At 64.6% G+C, this 16,034-nt stretch carries 16 protein-coding genes and 1 tRNA gene; 7 read left to right on the top strand and 10 right to left on the bottom strand.

Annotated features, from left to right (window positions below):
* Positions 1-123 precede the first annotated feature (123 nt).
* Positions 124-1,017, bottom strand: a complete 894-nt coding sequence (locus SZ64_RS11740; protein WP_054530991.1) for a prephenate dehydratase — start codon at positions 1,015-1,017, stop codon at positions 124-126.
* Between the two features lie 115 nt (positions 1,018-1,132).
* Between SZ64_RS11740 and SZ64_RS11735 the strand changes: the two genes are divergently transcribed.
* Positions 1,133-1,765, top strand: coding sequence for a cytochrome c family protein (locus tag SZ64_RS11735; RefSeq protein ID WP_054530990.1), 633 nt, complete (start codon positions 1,133-1,135; stop codon positions 1,763-1,765).
* A 278-nt stretch (positions 1,766-2,043) separates the two neighbouring features.
* On the opposite strand, the gene SZ64_RS11730 is transcribed toward SZ64_RS11735, so the two are convergent.
* Positions 2,044-2,706, bottom strand: a complete 663-nt coding sequence (locus SZ64_RS11730) for an RlmE family RNA methyltransferase (RefSeq protein WP_054530989.1) — start codon at positions 2,704-2,706, stop codon at positions 2,044-2,046.
* Positions 2,706-3,926, bottom strand: coding sequence for a Ppx/GppA phosphatase family protein (locus SZ64_RS11725; RefSeq protein WP_054530988.1), 1,221 nt, complete (start codon positions 3,924-3,926; stop codon positions 2,706-2,708). The genes SZ64_RS11730 and SZ64_RS11725 overlap by 1 nt, the downstream gene beginning before the upstream one ends.
* A 154-nt stretch (positions 3,927-4,080) precedes the next feature.
* Here SZ64_RS11725 and SZ64_RS11720 point away from each other — a divergent pair.
* The 3 genes from SZ64_RS11720 to SZ64_RS11710 all read left to right on the top strand — a co-directional run bounded on the left by SZ64_RS11720 (position 4,081) and on the right by SZ64_RS11710 (position 6,419).
* Positions 4,081-4,154: transfer RNA gene (locus tag SZ64_RS11720), tRNA-Gln, on the top strand.
* Between the two features lie 168 nt (positions 4,155-4,322).
* On the top strand, positions 4,323-5,375 hold the full coding sequence (locus SZ64_RS11715; RefSeq protein WP_054530987.1) for a carbon-nitrogen hydrolase family protein: 1,053 nt from the start codon (positions 4,323-4,325) through the stop codon (positions 5,373-5,375).
* A gap of 150 nt (positions 5,376-5,525) precedes the next feature.
* Positions 5,526-6,419, top strand: a complete 894-nt coding sequence (locus SZ64_RS11710; protein WP_054530986.1) for an LOG family protein — start codon at positions 5,526-5,528, stop codon at positions 6,417-6,419.
* A 109-nt stretch (positions 6,420-6,528) separates the two neighbouring features.
* On the opposite strand, the gene thiD is transcribed toward SZ64_RS11710, so the two are convergent.
* The 3 genes from thiD to glmM form a co-directional block, all read right to left on the bottom strand.
* On the bottom strand, positions 6,529-7,278 hold the full coding sequence (gene thiD / locus SZ64_RS11705) for a bifunctional hydroxymethylpyrimidine kinase/phosphomethylpyrimidine kinase (protein WP_054530985.1): 750 nt from the start codon (positions 7,276-7,278) through the stop codon (positions 6,529-6,531).
* A gap of 91 nt (positions 7,279-7,369) precedes the next feature.
* Entirely contained in the window at positions 7,370-7,597 is a 228-nt protein-coding gene (locus SZ64_RS18310; protein ID WP_082384566.1) for a DUF1272 domain-containing protein, read from the bottom strand.
* A complete protein-coding gene (gene glmM, locus SZ64_RS11700) occupies positions 7,597-8,934 on the bottom strand; it encodes a phosphoglucosamine mutase (protein WP_054532225.1) in 1,338 nt (445 codons plus the stop codon). Before glmM ends, SZ64_RS18310 begins: the two co-directional genes overlap by 1 nt.
* Positions 8,935-9,020: 86 nt before the next feature.
* Here glmM and SZ64_RS11695 point away from each other — a divergent pair, with 86 nt between their 5' ends.
* The gene (locus SZ64_RS11695; protein WP_241773029.1) at positions 9,021-10,286 is read left to right on the top strand and encodes a dicarboxylate/amino acid:cation symporter; all 1,266 of its coding nucleotides are present in this window, start codon (positions 9,021-9,023) and stop codon (positions 10,284-10,286) included.
* 75 nt (positions 10,287-10,361) lie between these two features.
* Positions 10,362-10,967 carry a superoxide dismutase gene (locus SZ64_RS11690; RefSeq protein ID WP_054530983.1) on the top strand — a complete coding sequence of 202 codons (606 nt, stop codon included), beginning with the start codon at positions 10,362-10,364 and terminating at the stop codon, positions 10,965-10,967.
* 42 nt (positions 10,968-11,009) lie between these two features.
* Here the strand turns inward: SZ64_RS11690 and SZ64_RS11685 are convergent, their stop codons facing one another.
* The 3 genes from SZ64_RS11685 to SZ64_RS11675 form a co-directional block, all read right to left on the bottom strand.
* The gene (locus SZ64_RS11685; RefSeq protein WP_054530982.1) at positions 11,010-12,236 is read right to left on the bottom strand and encodes an AI-2E family transporter; all 1,227 of its coding nucleotides are present in this window, start codon (positions 12,234-12,236) and stop codon (positions 11,010-11,012) included.
* Between the two features lie 71 nt (positions 12,237-12,307).
* Entirely contained in the window at positions 12,308-12,937 is a 630-nt protein-coding gene (locus SZ64_RS11680) for a sigma-70 family RNA polymerase sigma factor (RefSeq protein ID WP_054530981.1), read from the bottom strand.
* The gene (locus SZ64_RS11675; RefSeq protein ID WP_054530980.1) at positions 12,934-13,137 is read right to left on the bottom strand and encodes a NepR family anti-sigma factor; all 204 of its coding nucleotides are present in this window, start codon (positions 13,135-13,137) and stop codon (positions 12,934-12,936) included. The genes SZ64_RS11680 and SZ64_RS11675 overlap by 4 nt, the downstream gene beginning before the upstream one ends.
* A gap of 187 nt (positions 13,138-13,324) precedes the next feature.
* Between SZ64_RS11675 and SZ64_RS11670 the strand changes: the two genes are divergently transcribed.
* A complete protein-coding gene (locus SZ64_RS11670; protein ID WP_241773028.1) occupies positions 13,325-14,974 on the top strand; it encodes a CHASE domain-containing protein in 1,650 nt (549 codons plus the stop codon).
* A 30-nt stretch (positions 14,975-15,004) separates the two neighbouring features.
* On the opposite strand, the gene SZ64_RS11665 is transcribed toward SZ64_RS11670, so the two are convergent.
* Positions 15,005-15,793 (bottom strand): response regulator, encoded by a 789-nt coding sequence (locus SZ64_RS11665; RefSeq protein ID WP_054530979.1) that lies wholly within the window; start codon positions 15,791-15,793, stop codon positions 15,005-15,007.
* Positions 15,794-16,034 lie beyond the last annotated feature (241 nt).

Genomic DNA, 16,034 nt, shown 5'->3' with positions numbered 1-16,034 from the left:
CGGCCGGTGGTGGCATGGCCACGCGGGCCGCGCAAGCAACGACTGGACCCGAAACGGGATCAATCTCTTATCGGGCGTTCCAGGCTGCCTTGCAGGGGCCGGAAGGCGCCGCCGCGAAGCAGCCTAGCCGCGTTCGCGCGCCATGCGATAGCTGCCCAGCAGGCGCACTTCCTTGGAATGGAACTTCAGTTCCTCCAGCGCGCGGTCCACATTCGGTTCGCCCGGGCGGCCGACAATATCGACAAAGAACATGGTCGCGGCAAAGCTCGCTCCCGCCTGATAGCTTTCCAGCTTGGTCATGTTCACGCCATTGGTGGCAAACCCGCCCAGTGCCTTGTAAAGCGCGGCGGGCACATTCTTCACTTCGAAGACGAAGGTGGTCATCGCAGGTTCGTCTTCCAGCGTTGCCGGGTCGAGCGGCTCTTTCGCCAGCAGGACGAAACGCGTGGTGTTGTCATCCGCATCGGCCACGCCTTCCGCCGCGACGGTGAGGTCATAAAGCTCGGCCGCGATCTTGGGCGCGATGGCGCAGGCCTTGGGGTCGCCCATTTCCTTCACATAGGCCGCCGCGCCCGCAGTATCGGCATAGGCCATCGGCACGATGCCGTGGCTGCGCAGATAATGGCGCGTCTGACCCAGTGCCTGGGGGTGACTAAAGGCCGCCGTATAGGGGCCGGGGCCGATTCCCATCACCGTATAGGTGATCGGCAGGAAATATTCGCCCACGATGGACAGCCCGCTTTCGGGCAGCAGAAAATGAATATCCGCCACGCGCCCGTGCTGGGAATTCTCGATCGGGATGATCGCGGCCCCCGCACGACCGGCCTTCACTGCATCCAGCGCGTCTTCGAAGCTGAAGCACGGCAAAGGCAGGCATTCCGGCGCATATTCCAGCGCGGCGCGGTGGGAATTGGCGCCCGGAGCGCCCTGAAAGGCGATCGCGCGCGCGGGATCTTCGGCCGCCGAAGCGGTCATCTGCTCGACCAGGGCGAGCGCGGGGGCAGGGAAGCTGTGCATTGTGCAAAGCGCCTAAACGCAGTGGGCTGTGCGAACAAGTCACGTTGACACTTGCGAAGCGCGCGGGGGCTGACTAGAGCGGCGCCCAAACTCCAATCGCCCGGACAGATCACGGATGACCGACCGTTTCAACACCTTTGCCGGATGGCTTCTCTTTTCAGGTATCGTGGCCCTTGGCCTTTCGATCCTGAGCGGCATGTATTTTCAGGCCGACAAGCACCACCGTCCGCACGAGATGGGCTTCCCGATCGCTGGCGTCGCGGAAGAAGGCGCGGGCTCCGGCCCGTCGCTCAACACCCTGCTTGCAGCAGCCGATCCCGCCAAGGGCGAGAAGATCTTCTCCAAGTGCGTTTCCTGCCACACGATCGATCAGGGCGCTGCCAACGGCATCGGCCCGAATCTGTTCGCAGTCGTGGGTGAAGGCATTGCCCAGGGCCGTGGCGGTTTCGCCTTCTCCAGCGCCCTTTCGGGCCATGGCGGTGAGTGGACCTTCGAAAACCTCGACGCATGGCTGAAGAGCCCGCGCGGTTTCGCCAATGGCACGAAGATGAGCTTCGCCGGCCTTTCCAATCCGGAAGACCGCGCCAACCTGATCGCCTTCCTCAACACCAAGGGCTCGAACCTGCCCCTGCCGGCCGCCGATGCCGCTCCGGCTGAAGACGCTGCCGCGGCTCCGGCCGAAGGCGAAGCGCCTGCCGCGGAAGGTTCGGAAGCTCCGGCAGCAGAAGCGGCCCCCGCCGCTCACTGATCCGGCGCACAGCACCGAATTGAAAAGGGCGGGGTAATTCCCGCCCTTTTTGTTTGTCACTTGCGGATGTTCGATGCGGTGGACCTTTGCCATCCGCAGTCGTCCTGCTGAACTCGTTTCAGCATCCATTTATCCCCACAAGCGGCGGACCGATCAGGAGAAATGGACCCTGAAACACGTTCAGGGTGACGATTGAGGCAGCGTGAAACCTTGCCTCTCGAAGCATTTTTGCGGTCTGAACGTGAGTTGCCGGCTGGCGCTTGCGAGGGCTGAGTCCCTCAGTTGCCCTTGAAGCCCTGCGCGATCACATACCACTCGGACGATCCCTTGCGGCTCGCAGGCGGCTTGGCGTGCTTCACGGTGGTGAATTTCTGCTTGAGCAGGGTCAGCAGTTCGGGATCGGTGCCGCCTGCGAAAACCTTGGCCACGAAGGCGCCGCCCGGTGCCAGCGTCTGGATCGCGAAATCGGCGGCAGTTTCCACCAGCCCCATGGTGCGCAGATGGTCCGTCTGCTTGTGGCCCACCGTATTGGCGGCCATGTCCGACAGGACGAGGTCAGGCGGGCCGTCCAGCGCCGATTCCAGCGCCTCGGGCGCCTCGTCGGCCATGAAGTCCATCTGGAAGATGGTTACGCCCTCGATCGGGTCCGTAGGCAGCAGGTCGATGCCCACAATGGCTGCGCGCGGCGCCACCTTGCGCACCACCTGGCTCCAGCCGCCCGGGGCGATGCCAAGGTCCACGACTCGCTGGGCACCCTTCAGCAGGCCGAATTTCTCGTCCAGTTCGATCAGCTTGTAGGCCGCGCGGCTGCGATAGCCCTCGGCCTTGGCCTGTTTCACGTAAGGATCGTTGAGCTGGCGCGACAGCCAGCGATTCGAAGAGGCCGTGCGGCCGCGCGCGGTTTTCACGCGCTTTTCGGGGTTGCGTCCGGATCGGCTCACTATGCCTGCCTCTTCGTCCGGCGCAGATGGGCGCGCGCCTGTTCGCCTTCATTGTCGGCGCTCATCAGGCTGCGCAGAATGCCTTCGCGAATGCCGCGATCCGCCACCCCAAGCCTTTCGGCGGGCCAAATGTCCAGAATCGATTCGAGAATCGCACAGCCTGCCACCACCAGATCGGCTCGCTCGTTGCCGATACAGGGCAATTGCCGCCGTTCTGCCGGGGAGAGAGTGGAAAGGCGGCTGCTGATGGAGCGCATCGAATCGGCCGGCACGATCAGGCCATCCACGGCCTTGCGATCATATTGCGGCAGGTCGAGATGGACGCTGGCCAGTGTCGTCACTGTGCCGCTGGTGCCCAGCAGGCGCAGATCGGGCGAGCGGGCGGACGCGATACGCTCGGCAAAGGGGGCGAAGCTTTCGCTCACCAGCCGGCGCATTTCCGCATAGCGCGCGCCCCGCGCCTCGGCAGACGATTCGTCATGCCCACAGGTCTCGGTCAGTGAGACGACGCCCCAGGGCACGCTCTGCCAGTCGACGATTTCGGGAATCGGGCCGCCCTGCTCGATCAGCACCAGTTCGGTCGATCCGCCGCCAATGTCGAAGATCACGGCCGGGCCCTGGCCGTTTTCCAGCAGGATGTGGCAGCCCAGCACGGCAAGGCGGGCTTCTTCTTCGGCGGTGATGACATTCAGCACGATGCCCGTCTCGCGCTTTACCCGTTCGATGAATTCCCGGCCATTGGTGGCCCTGCGGCACGCTTCCGTCGCAACGGAACGGGCCAGGTGGACATTGCGGCGCTTGAGCTTTTCCGAACAAATGCGCAGCGCGCCCACGGCGCGGTCCATCGCCTCGTCGGATAGGCGCCCGGTCTGTGCCAGCCCTTCGCCCAGCCGAACCACGCGGCTGAACGCGTCGATCACGGTGAAATTATTGCCGGAGGGCCGCGCGATCAGCAGGCGGCAATTATTGGTGCCCAGATCGATCGCCGCATAGGAATTGCGATACGGCAATGGGCCACGCGGCGCCGCATTGCCCTGAAACATGCCGGGTTTTGTGCGACCACCCGGTTCGGGCGCATTCGCCCGGGCTTCCTGCTTTTCGCCGGAAGCGCGGGATTGCCTGCCCTCCGATCCGGTACTGCGGGATTTTCCCTTCCGCTTGCCCCGGCCCGACCGTCGCGCAGCGTCCCGCTGCCTGTCCGGCGGAGAAATGTCCGCCATACTCGTATTCTTTCTTGTTCTTTTGCCCGCCCTGCAAGGGGGGTACCTGCCGCGCAAGCTAGCGCCATGCGGGATAGGGAGCAAGCGGCGCGAAAGAACAGGGCATGGTGGGGTTGACCAAGTGTGGAACGCGCCCTAGAGGCTCGCCCCGCACTGCCCCGTCGTCTAATGGTAAGACTACGGATTCTGATTCCGTCTATCGAGGTTCGAATCCTCGCGGGGCATCCAGCACCTTCACCATCATCAGCCTCCCTCCGTGCCAGTCAGGCAGGGCCTCGCGTAGCCTTCGCGGGTGTCCTGGGTGCCTGTCCTGTGCCTCGGTCGGGCGCTGGACATCGATCCCTGCCCGCCACATAGTTTTGCCCGATAAAACAGGCATAGCCGTGGAGAGGCGCGATGGGAGACAGTTTTCCAAAGGTGAAGGTGGCCGCCGTTCATGCGGCGTCGCCGTTTCTGGATCGGGAAGCGGGCGTTGAAAAAGCCTGCGCCCTGATTGCCGAGGCGGCCAAGGACGGGGCCGAGCTGATCGTGTTCCCCGAAACCTTCATCCCCGGTTACCCGGTCTGGATCTGGACCCATACTCCGGCCACGGGCAGCCCCTATTTCCTGCGCCTGTTCGCCAACAGCATCACCGTGCCCAGCGAGGCGACGGATCGCCTCGGCGCGGCGGCGCGCAAGGCAGGCGCCTATGTGGCGATCGGCATTTCCGAAAAGGATGGGGGCACGCTTTACAACACGCTGCTCTATTTCGACGATTCCGGGCAGATCGTGGGGCGGCATCGCAAGCTGGTGCCCACCTGCGTGGAGCGGACTGTGTGGGGCCGGGGCGACGGTTCCGGCCTGAAGCCGATCGACACGCCCTTCGGCAAGCTGGGCGGGTTGATCTGCTGGGAACATTCGATGGATCTGGCCCGCTATGCGCTGGCAAGCCAGGGTGAGCAGATTCACGTGGCGGTCTGGCCTGCAGGCTCCGCAGTCAGCCACGATCCCAGTTCCGGCGTGTTCGACGATCTGACCGAGGCGGCTGCGCGCCATCATGCGGCGGCGAACCAGTGTTTCGTGATCAATGTGCAATCCTGCGTGGATGCCGCGACGATCAGGGATCTGGGGTTCGAAGGGAAGCCTGACATGGTGCGCGAAGGTGGCGGGTGGACGGCGATCATCGCGCCGACCGGGCAGATACTGGCTGGCCCCAATCGCGACCGGGAGGCGATTCTCCATGCGGAGCTGGACCTCTCGCTTATCGCGCAGTTCAAATATGTGTCCGACAGCATCGGCCATTACTCCCGGCCCGACGTCTTGCGGCTGCTTGTCAATTTCGAGGAGCAGACCAATATGGTGGCCATCGGGCAGTCCGATCCTGCCGTGTCCGGATTTGCCGAGCCAAAGGCGGACCCGGCGCCGGTTTTCAGGGATGTGACGCCCACCTCCACGGATGGGGGCCGCTAAGGCGCGAGGCGCTTTGACAGCAAGCTGCCGGGCGTTTGCAGCGCCCATCCCGCGCCCTTTGGCGCTTCCCAAGCGCGGCACCTGCTCCTAGGCAGGTGCCGGAAAATCACTCGTGCAGAGGCACGCGACAACTTCAAGGAGAGGCTCGAATTGACTGACGAGCACGATCTTACCGACCAGCGGTTTTACGGCGCGGAGCAGGAAACCCGCTTTGCCGAGCAGCGCCCTGCGAAAACCCCGCAGACCCAGCATCCGGCCTATCGCCTGGCCTTCCGCGATTCGGATTTCATCCTGCGCGAGGAACTGCGCCCGATCCGCTTCCAGCTCGAACTGCTGAAACCGGAAATGCTGATGGACGAGGCTCGCATCGGCTCCACGCTGGTGGTCTACGGCTCCGCCCGCATTCCGGCGCCAGAGGAAATCGAGGCCGTTTTCGCCCGGGCCAAGACGGATGAGGAAAAGAAGGTGGCGGAAAATCTCGCCGCCAAGGCCCGCTATTGCGTGGAAGCCTACAAGCTGGCCCGCATCGCCAGCGAGAAGTCGATCATTGAGGACGGCAAACGGCAATTCGTGATCTGCTCGGGCGGTGGCCCCTCGATCATGGAAGCAGCCAACAAGGGCGCGTCCGACGCGGGGGCAGAATCCATCGGCCTCAACATCGTGCTGCCGCATGAGCAGGCGCCGAATGCCTATGTCACGCCCTATCTCTCGTTCCGCTTCCACTATTTCGCGCTCAGGAAGATGCACTTCCTGATCCGTGCACGGGCGATTGCGGTGTTCCCCGGCGGTTTCGGCACGATGGACGAGCTGTTCGAGACGCTCACCCTGATCCAGACCCAGAAGATGAAGCCGATCCCGATCCTGCTGTTCGGCCGCAAGTTCTGGGACAAGGTCATCAACTTCGAGGCGCTGGCCGATGAAGGCACGATCAACCGGGCCGATCTGAAGCTGTTCCATTGGTGTGAGACGGCGGAAGATGCTTGGAAGCACATTCAGGACTTCTACGACCTGAAAGACCCGCTGGACGAAAGCGGCGACTTCTAGATTTCGGCTGTTTCGTCATTGCGAGCGGCACAGCTGCGAAGCAATCCAGAGCCGGCGCGGCGGTCTGGATTGCTTCGCTATGCTCGCAATGACGAATGAGGTGTCTGCCTTAGCGGACCGCCTGATGCCCCATCGGCCCATGCCCCGCGCCGAAGCCCGGCGCGGCCAGCAGGGCGGCGCGGACGAATTCTCGACCCTGTGCAATCGCCTCGCCCAGCGGCAGGCCTCGGCCCAGCCCGGTAGCAATGGCGCTGGACAGGGTGCAGCCCGTGCCGTGAGTGTGGCGGGTTTCGATCCGGCCTGAGTGCCAGATAATGTCTGCCATGCCGGGGCGGACCAGCCGGTCTTCCACCACGGGGCCTTCCGCATCGCCGCCCTTGGCCAGATAGGAAATGCCGCGCTCCGTCATGCGCTCCGCCCCGCCCAGCGCGGCCAGTTCAGGCACGTTGGGCGTGGTAAGGGTGGCAAGCGCCATCAGCCGCTCGAACCCGGCTATCGTGGCTTCATCGGCCAGTACGGAGCCGCTGGTGGCCACCATCACGGGATCGAACACCACCGGGATTGCCTGCCGTTCCAGCCTTTCGGCAACCACGGCGGCGATTTCGGGCGAGCCGAGCATGCCGATTTTTACCGCGTCCGCGCCAATGTCCGACAGGCAAGCGTCGATCTGGGCGGCGACCATGGCGGGCGTGAGGGCTTCCACCATGGTGACGCCCATGGTGTTTTGCGCGGTCACGGCAGTGATGGCAGTCATCGCATAGCCGCCCATCATCGCGATGGTCTTGATGTCGGCCTGGATTCCGGCGCCGCCCGAGGAATCGGAACCGGCGATGGATAGGATGCGCGGTGGCGTGGTCATGTTGCCGGGGTAGGGTGGTGCGTGGCCTTCGACAAGCTCAGGCTGAGCGGGTGTGGTCACAATCTCGAACCTGTGGAAGCATGCGTGCGGTCTAGCCCTTGAACCGCCGCTCCGTTGAGGGCGGATATTTCTCATGCCACTTCTTCGCCCGCGTCGGCCGGTCGAGCAGTTCGCCGCCGCAATTGGGACAGAGCTCGTCCAGAGCGTCCGCACAAGGGGCACAGAAGGTACACTCAAGGCTGCAGATGAAGGCCCCACCGACCTCTGCCGGGAGGTCGGCACCGCAACGCTCGCAATCGGGGCGCATTTCCAGCGGCATCAGACGGCTCCCTCCACGGCTGCGCAGATGTCTTCCACCACCTGCTTCACCTGAGCCTCGTCATCGCCTTCGGCCATTACGCGGATCACCGGTTCCGTGCCGGAAGGGCGGATGACCAGGCGGCCCTTGCCGGCAAGCGCGGCCTCGGCATCGGCGATCACGGATTTCACCGTTTCATTCTCCAGCGGGGCGCCACCGGAATAGCGGACATTCTTGAGAAGCTGCGGCACGGGATCGAACAGATGCAGCACTTCGCTGGCCTTCTTCCCGGTCTGCACCAGCGCGGCGAGTACCTGCAGCGCGGCAACACAGCCATCGCCGGTCGTGGCATGGTCCAGCAGGATCATGTGGCCCGATTGTTCGCCGCCGACATTGTAGCCGCCCTTGCGCATCTTCTCGAGCACGTGGCGATCGCCCACCTTGGCGCGCAGCAGGTCAATGCCCTTGCCGGCGAGGAAGCGTTCGAGGCCGAGATTGGACATCACGGTCGCCACCACGCCGCCGCCGCGCAACTCGCCGCTCTCGGCAAGGCGGCTGCCGATCAGGGCCATGATCTGGTCGCCATCAACGGTCTGGCCCTTCTCGTCGATCACGATCAGCCGGTCCGCATCGCCGTCCAGCGCGATGCCGATATCCGCACCTTCAGCCACCACGCGGGCCTTGATCGCATCGAGCGAAGTGGAGCCGACGCCGTCATTGATGTTGAGACCATTGGGTTCCACGCCCATGGCGATCACTTCGGCGCCCAGTTCCCAGATCGCGCTGGGGGCCACGGTGTAAGCCGCGCCATTGGCGCAATCGACCACGATCTTGAGGCCGTCCAGCCGGATGTCGCTGGGCAGGGATTGCTTGATCGCGTGAATATACCGCCCGCGTGCATCCTCGATCCGGCGGGCGCGGCCGATCTGGTCACCCTGGGCGAGGGGAATGTCTTCCCCCATCGCCTTTTCGATCGCCAGCTCGTCCTCGTCGGAAAGCTTGAAGCCATCCGGGCCGAACAGCTTGATGCCGTTATCGGCATAGGGATTGTGGCTGGCGGAAATCATCACGCCGATGTCCGCGCGCATTTCGCGGGTCAGCAGGGCCACTGCCGGGGTGGGCAATGGGCCAGTCATGATCACATCCATGCCCACGCTGGTGAAACCCGCCACCAGCGCCGTTTCCATCATATAGCCTGACAGGCGCGTATCCTTGCCGATCACCACCCGGTGCTTGTGGCTGCCGCGCAGGAAGTGGCGGCCTGCGGCCTGCCCCACCTTCATCGCGGTGGCCGCATTGAGGATGCCGGCATTGGCCCGCCCGCGAATCCCGTCCGTCCCGAAATATTTGCGCGTCATCGAGGCTCCTGAAACGCCATTGCCTGCCCCCTTGATTGCCATGCCGCTTTGCGCCGCTAATGTCACCATGGGTTAGGGCATTCTACGTGGGGAAAGCGATGGAGCGAGGCGAGGCGAGAGCCGGGTTCGAGGCGCTGAAGCTGCCCGTGTGGTGGACTTTCGGCGGGCTTGCGGCCGGGCTGGTGCTGGGCGCACTGCTGGCGGGCACAAGGCTGGAAGGCCCGCTGGTGGAAGCCACGGAGACAATTGGCAGCCTGTGGCTGCGCGCCTTGCAGATGACGATCATCCCGCTGGTCGCCGCGCTGCTCGTCACCGGCATCGCGCGCATGGTGGAAACCGCACGTGCCGGGGCCATGGCGCGGCGGACCCTGGCCTACATCTTCGGCGTGCTGGCCTCGGGCACGGCCTTTGCCGCCATTGCCACCCCTCTGCTGCTGGAAGCATTCCCCATTCCCGCATCGGCCGCGCAGGCACTGGCCGTCGCACCGGGAGAAGGGCAGGCTGTTCCGGGCATCGGGGAGTTCATCCGTTCGCTCGTGGCGCCCAATCTGGTCAGCGCGGCAGCGGAGAACGCCATGCTGCCGCTGGTCCTGTTCTTCGCCCTGTTCGGCGTCGCGGTGGCGAAACTGCCTGAAAGTCAGCGCAGCCTGATGACCGGCTTCTTCGCCGCGCTGGGCAATGCGATGCTGACGATTGTCGGCTGGATTTTGTGGCTGGCCCCGGCCGGTGTGTTTGCGTTGGCCATTGGTGTGGCGGCGCGGGCGGGGACGGGGGCTTTCCTGGCGCTGGGGCACTATATCCTCGTGGTGGCCAGTATGGGGCTGGTGGTACTGATCGCGGCCTATCCGCTGGCCGTGCTGGCGGGACGCAGAAACCCGGCTGCCTTCGCCCGTGCTGTGCTGCCCGCGCAGGCCGTGGCGATTTCCACGCAAAGCTCGCTCGCCAGCCTGCCCGCCATGCTGGCCGCCTGCCGTCAGCTGGGCGTGAGGGAGACAAGCGCGGATTTCGTCCTGCCGCTCGCCGTCGCGATCTTCCGCGCCACCAGCCCGGCAATGAACCTTGCCGTGGCAATCTATGTGGCGAAGCTGACCGGCGTGCCGCTCACTCCCGCCACAATCGCAGCCGGTGCGGCCGTGGCGCTGGTGACTACCATCGGTTCGGTCAGCCTGCCCGGAACGATCAGTTTCGTCGCCTCGGTCGGCCCCATCGCACTGGCCATGGGCGTGCCCATCGGCCCGTTGGCCCTGCTGGTGGCAGTGGAAATGCTGCCCGACATCGTGCGAACCGTGGGAAATGTGACGATGGACGTGTCTGTGACCGCTTCAGTCGATCAATCACGATCTAAAGATTGAGCGAAAAAGACGGCACCGCTAAGCGCCAAGGGGCGTTATGGAAACGCCTCCGAAGCTCCCTTGCAAGGATTTACAATGGCTTTCGAACTTATCGACCTTCCGTTTGCGAGCGACGCGCTCGAACCGGCGATCTCCGCCCAGACCTTCTCGTTCCACCATGGCAAGCACCACAAGGCCTATGTGGACAAGACCAACGCTGCCATCGATGGCACCGATATGGCCAATGACGATCTCGAAACCGTGATCGCCAAGGCTCGCGGCAATGCCGGCCTGTTCAACAATGCCGCGCAGGTGTGGAACCACGGCTTCTTCTGGTACTCGCTGTCGCCGGAAGCGACTGCTCCCGAAGGCGATCTGGCTGCCAAGATCGACGCCGATTTCGGCTCGCTCGACGCGCTTAAGGAAAAGCTGGCAACTGCCGGCGCCGGTCACTTCGCCTCGGGCTGGGTGTGGCTGGTCGAAGAAGGCGGCAAGCTGGTGGTCAAGGATTCGCACGACGCGGAAACCTTCGCCGATCAGGGCGGCAACCCGCTGCTGGTGATCGACCTGTGGGAACACGCCTATTATCTGGACCACCAGAATGCGCGCCCCGCTTACCTCGACAAGGTGATCGCGCAGCTCAACTGGGCTTTCGCGGCCGAGAACCTGGCTCGCGGCACTGCGTGGAAGTACCCGGCCTGATTTTCAGGCCTTGAGTGACCCGGCCGGCCGGAACCTTGCGGTTCAGGGCTGGCCGGGATCGCCAGCCGGAACGCCCGCATCGGATGCGGGTTCGGCTGGCGGGTCGATCGGGTTGAGCGGAAACAGCGGCTCCCCGAACAGGAAGCCCAGCAGATTGGGCCTGCCCAGATGGTCCACGACCGCCGTCAGCGTCAGCAGGATCGGCACGGACAGCAGCGCGCCCGGCACGCCCCATATCCACGAGAAGTAGGATAGGGCGATCAGGATCAGCACCGGGTTCATGGTGAAGCGCGCGCCCAGGATCGCGGGCGTGATCACGTTCGATTCCACCGTGTGCAGCCCCAGATAGATTGCGGCGGGCACCATGCCCCACAGCACCGTATCTGCTGTGCCCAGCCCGAACAGGGTAAGTACCCCGATCATGATCAGCGGGCCGACATAGGGCAGGAAATTGAGCAGCGCGGCAAGCCCGCCCCACATGATCGGTGCGTCCATGCCCAGCGCCCATGCGCCGAAGGCCACGATGCACCCCACCCCCACATTGACGAGTGTGACAGTCAGGATATAGGCCGCCACCCGGTCCTGAACGTCGCGCATCACTCGCGCAGCCTTGACGCTCGTGTTGATGGAAGCGTGGTGCAACTGCACATGGTGCCGCATCCGTCCACGCGCTTCGATCATGAAGAATGCCATCAGGAAGGTCAGCAGCACTTCCACCACCACGCTGGGCGTGGCGAAGGCCACTTCTTCAAGGAAGGACGGGCTGGCCAGCACCACTTGCGGGCCGTTTCGATGGCCGGCGATTTCCGCCAGCTGCTCGTTCAGCTTGTTCACCCATGCCAGGCTGCCGCGCAACTGGCTGAATTGCTGGCCCACGGCTTCGGCCATGGCGGGCATGCGGTCGAACAGATCGACCGCCGGGCTGAGGATGGTGACGAGGGCCACCACCAGAATGGCGATGAACAGCAGCATCGACAGGAAGGATGCCAGCATATTGGGTATGCCGAAGGATGCGAGCCTGTCGGACAAGGGCGAAAGCACAATGGTCAGCACGATGGCCGAAACCAGCGGCAGGAACACCACCGACCCGATAGACAGCACGAAGGGCAGGGCCAGGAACAGGCCGATGGCGATCAGCAGCACCAGCGCGGAAATCAGCCGCAATTCCTGTGCGGCAAAGGCCAGTGTGCGGCGGCGCGGTGCGCCATCCGGGTTGGCTCCGGGTGCGGAATGCTGCGGTGTCGGACTGCTGGTCGTGTCGGAACTCATCCACGCTCGCCCCTCCCTGTGGGCGGCGCTGCTATCATTGGCGTGGGTTGCGTTTCCGGTCAATCGGGCGGTTAATCGCCCGACGAATGGCCTGCCCCGTCGGGGATGCCGCCCGATACGCTGTCCAGTTCCTCCAGGATCGCGCGATGGGCCTCGGCATCGCTCACGCTGCGGCGGGGAATCTTGCCTTCCTCGATCATTGCACTCAGCGCGGCGCGGGCGCGGCCCACGCGGCTTTTGATCGTGCCCACGGCGCAGCCGCAAATCTCGGCCGCTTCCTCGTAGGAAAAGCCGCCAGCACCCACCAGCAGCAGGGCCTCGCGCCGTTCGGCAGGCAGGGTTTGCAGCGCGCGGTGCAGGTCGCCCAGATGGACCGGCTCTTCCTGATCGGCAGGCGCGGTCAGGATGCGTTCGGCCAGTCCCTCGTCATATTCCCCGCGAAAGCGTGCGCGGCGCATGTCGGTGAGATAGGCGTTGCGCAGGATCACGAAGGTCCAGGCGCGCATGGATGTGCCCGGCTCGAATCGTTCCCGCGCGGCCCAGGCCTTAAGCAGGGTTTCCTGCACCAGATCGTCCGCCAGGTCGGACCGGCCGCACAGGCCGCGCGCAAAGGCGCGCAGATGCGGGATCACATCGGTCAGCTCTCGCTTGAAGGCTTCTCCGGCCCTGCGGCCTGACTTGTCTAATCCGTCCCTGTTCATGACTGATCGTCATCCAGACGGGAGAGCAGATCCTTGAAAGTGTCGGGCAGGGGTTCTTCCACTACCGAATCGTACAGCCGCTTCAGCCCATCCGCCCATTCAGGCTTCTTGCCCTTGGGCTGCGCTGCCCTGCGCGCGCCGGTCTTTGCAGCAGGAGCCTTGCCCTCTGTCTTGTCGGGATTATCGCTGCGTTCTGACATTGGGTGCCTGGTGCTCCGGCAGGATGGCTATTTGGCAGGCCGGGTTTGCGGTGCTTTCCGGAACCTAATCCGGCCGGTCCGTGTTTCCTGCCTGTTACTCTGTGTGAGTAGGGCAGCGGCGAAAAGGGTGCAACGGCGAAGACCCGGCGCTAGAAGCCGGATGCAGGGTGGGCACAAGGGCGGTTCATTGGCACGTTTTTTTTCCCAGAAGAGTGCGGCGCGGCGCTGGCTGGTGCAGTTCCCGCGCGCCGTTCCGCTGGCGATCTTCGCGCTGGTCATGGCCGTCACCCTGATGGCCATCTATGCGATCGAGCGGGTGGAGCAGCGCAGCGAAGTTGCCCAGTTGCGCGAAAGGGCGGGCGCCATTGCCTCCGCGCTGGAACGCCGGGCCAACGCCAACGCGGCCTATCTGCGCGCAGGCGCCGCCCTGTTCGGCACGCTGGAGAATTCGCAGGCCGATCACTTCCGCCGTTTCGTCAGCGAATTGCGCCTCGACACCGATTTTCGCGGGGCCGACGGCATCGGCTGGGCGCAGAGAGTGGACGCGGGGCAGGTTGAGGATTTCGACCGGCTGGTGATGCTGGAATATGGTGAGGACGTGCATATCCGCCCGGCCATCGCGCCCGGCCAGCCCTATGCCGTCCCGGTCACGCTGCTGGAACCCGATACGCAGCGCAACCGCCGCGCGCTGGGCTACAACATGTATGTGGAGCCGACCTTGCGCGCGGCGATGATCGAGGCGGAGCGGACCGCCCGGCCCAGTGCCAGCGGCAAGGTATCGCTCAGCCGGCAGGGGCGCGACAGCGGTGCGGGGTTCCTGATCTACATGCCCGTGTTCGAAAGCGTGCCGGGCGGGGCGCGGCTGCGCGGCTTTGTCTATTCCGCCTTCGTGGCGCAGGATTTTCTCGCTTCGGCACTGCTGATTGCGTCGCGCGGGGATCTGGGAATCAAGCTGTATGACGAGGTGGTGAGCGAGGACCGGCTGCTTGCCTCGATCCCGTCACCCGAGCCCGGCCTGCTGAATGTGCGCGAAGGGGTGACGATCGCCGATAACCAATGGGTGCTGGAAGTGACCGGCGGGCGCGGTTCGATGCTGTCGCCCCTTTCGGTCACGACCTTGGTGTTCGGACTGGCAGTTGCGCTGCTGCTGGCCCTGCTGGCGCGGATGCTGACCCAGCAGGCCAAGGAAGACGGCGCCCGGCTGGTCTGGTTCGAGGAGCAGAACGCGATCCGCGATTCGCTGACCCGCGAACTCAATCACCGGGTGAAGAACACTTTGGCCAATGTGCTGTCCATCGTGGCGCTGACCCGCAGGCGTGCGACCGATCTGGACGAGTTTGCCGAAGGACTGGAAGGCCGCATCCGCGCCCTGTCGGCAACACATGATCTTCTCACTCAGTCCGAATGGGGCGCAACGCCCATCGGATCGGTGGTGGAGGCGGAGCTGGCGCCCTATGCCCGCGATTGCGGGCCAGTGATCGAGATGGAGGGGCCGCAGATCGAACTGGCGCCCAACGATGCCCTTTCACTGGGCCTTGCGATCCACGAACTGGCAACCAATGCCGCCAAATATGGCGCGCTCAGCCAGGCTGGGGGCAGGCTGTCGATCCGGTGGGAGCAGGCCGATGGCAAGGCGCGGATCGAATGGGCCGAATCCGGCGGGCCGCCCGTTCCGACAGAGCGCAAGCGGGGCTTCGGGATGGACCTGATCGAAAAGATCGTGGCCCACGAATTGCAGCACCCGGTGGATCTGCGCTTCGAGCCTGAAGGCGTCAAATGCACTCTGGTGGTGCCCGTGCGCGCGGCGCATTTCTTCGAATTGCGCCGCCGGTTCTAGGCTGGGCGCATCACGCCGCCTTCCGGCCGGTCACTCCACCGGGCGGCTTGATCCGAAGAACAGCGCCTGTCCGATCGCGGCGCGCACGCTTGCTTCGGTGAACGGCTTGGTGATGAGATAGGTCGGCTCGCGGCAGCAGCCGGTCAGCAGCCGCTCCGGATAGGCCGTGATGAAGATCACCGGCACCTCGCCCAGCGCAAGAATATCGTCCACCGCGTCGAGGCCGGAACTGCCGTCGGCCAGCTGGATGTCCGCCAGCACCAGCCCGGGCATGGTGTCTGCTGCCACGGTCTGCGCCTGGCTGCGCGTGGCGGCAGTGCCGGCAATGTCATGACCCAGCGAACGGACGAGTTCTTCCAGCTGCATGGAGATCAGCGGTTCGTCCTCGATGATCAGCACGGCGGCGGCGGTTTCGCGTGCGATCTCCGCGATCGCCTCGCGCACCAGATCTTCCACGTCCGTCACTGCAAGGCCAAGAATATCGGCGGCCTGATCCGGGCTGAAATCCTCCAGCGTGGTCAGCAGCAGGGCCTGCCGGCTGAGCGGGGTGATCTTGCGCAACTGCGCCTGTGCGGCTGCTTCGTGCAGTCCTTCCGCCTCGTCAGCCACGGAGGCGCTGGAGGATGACCACTGGAGATTGAATGCCCGGTACAGCGCCACCCTTCCGCCATCGAGCGAGGCGCGCAGCCCGGCATCGGCCACGGCGGCTTCCAGCAAGGCGCGGACCTGCGCGTCGCCCAGTTCCTGCGATCCGGCCAGCGCGCGCGCATAGCGGCGCAGGAATGGCAGATCGGCGGCGACCTTGTTACCCAGCGACATCAGACCCTTTCCCGAACGATAAGGCGCCCGAAACACGCCGGATTCCGGCAAGGCAGCCCATTGGCTCCAGTCTAGACCGGGGATCGCCAAACGATAATGCCAAAAATTTGCAGTCTGCGGTGACAAGATCGGGAACCGGGACGCGGCCCATGCATTTACGCCTTGTCACCGCCGAGACCCCCCTCCCGTCCAAGCGGCCGGTGATACGATCCCGAAAGGTCCCCGTTCCGCAAGGACGGGG

Source organism: Erythrobacter sp. SG61-1L (genome assembly GCF_001305965.1).
Taxonomy (GTDB): domain Bacteria; phylum Pseudomonadota; class Alphaproteobacteria; order Sphingomonadales; family Sphingomonadaceae; genus Andeanibacterium.
This window is presented reverse-complemented; position numbering and strand designations above follow the sequence as displayed.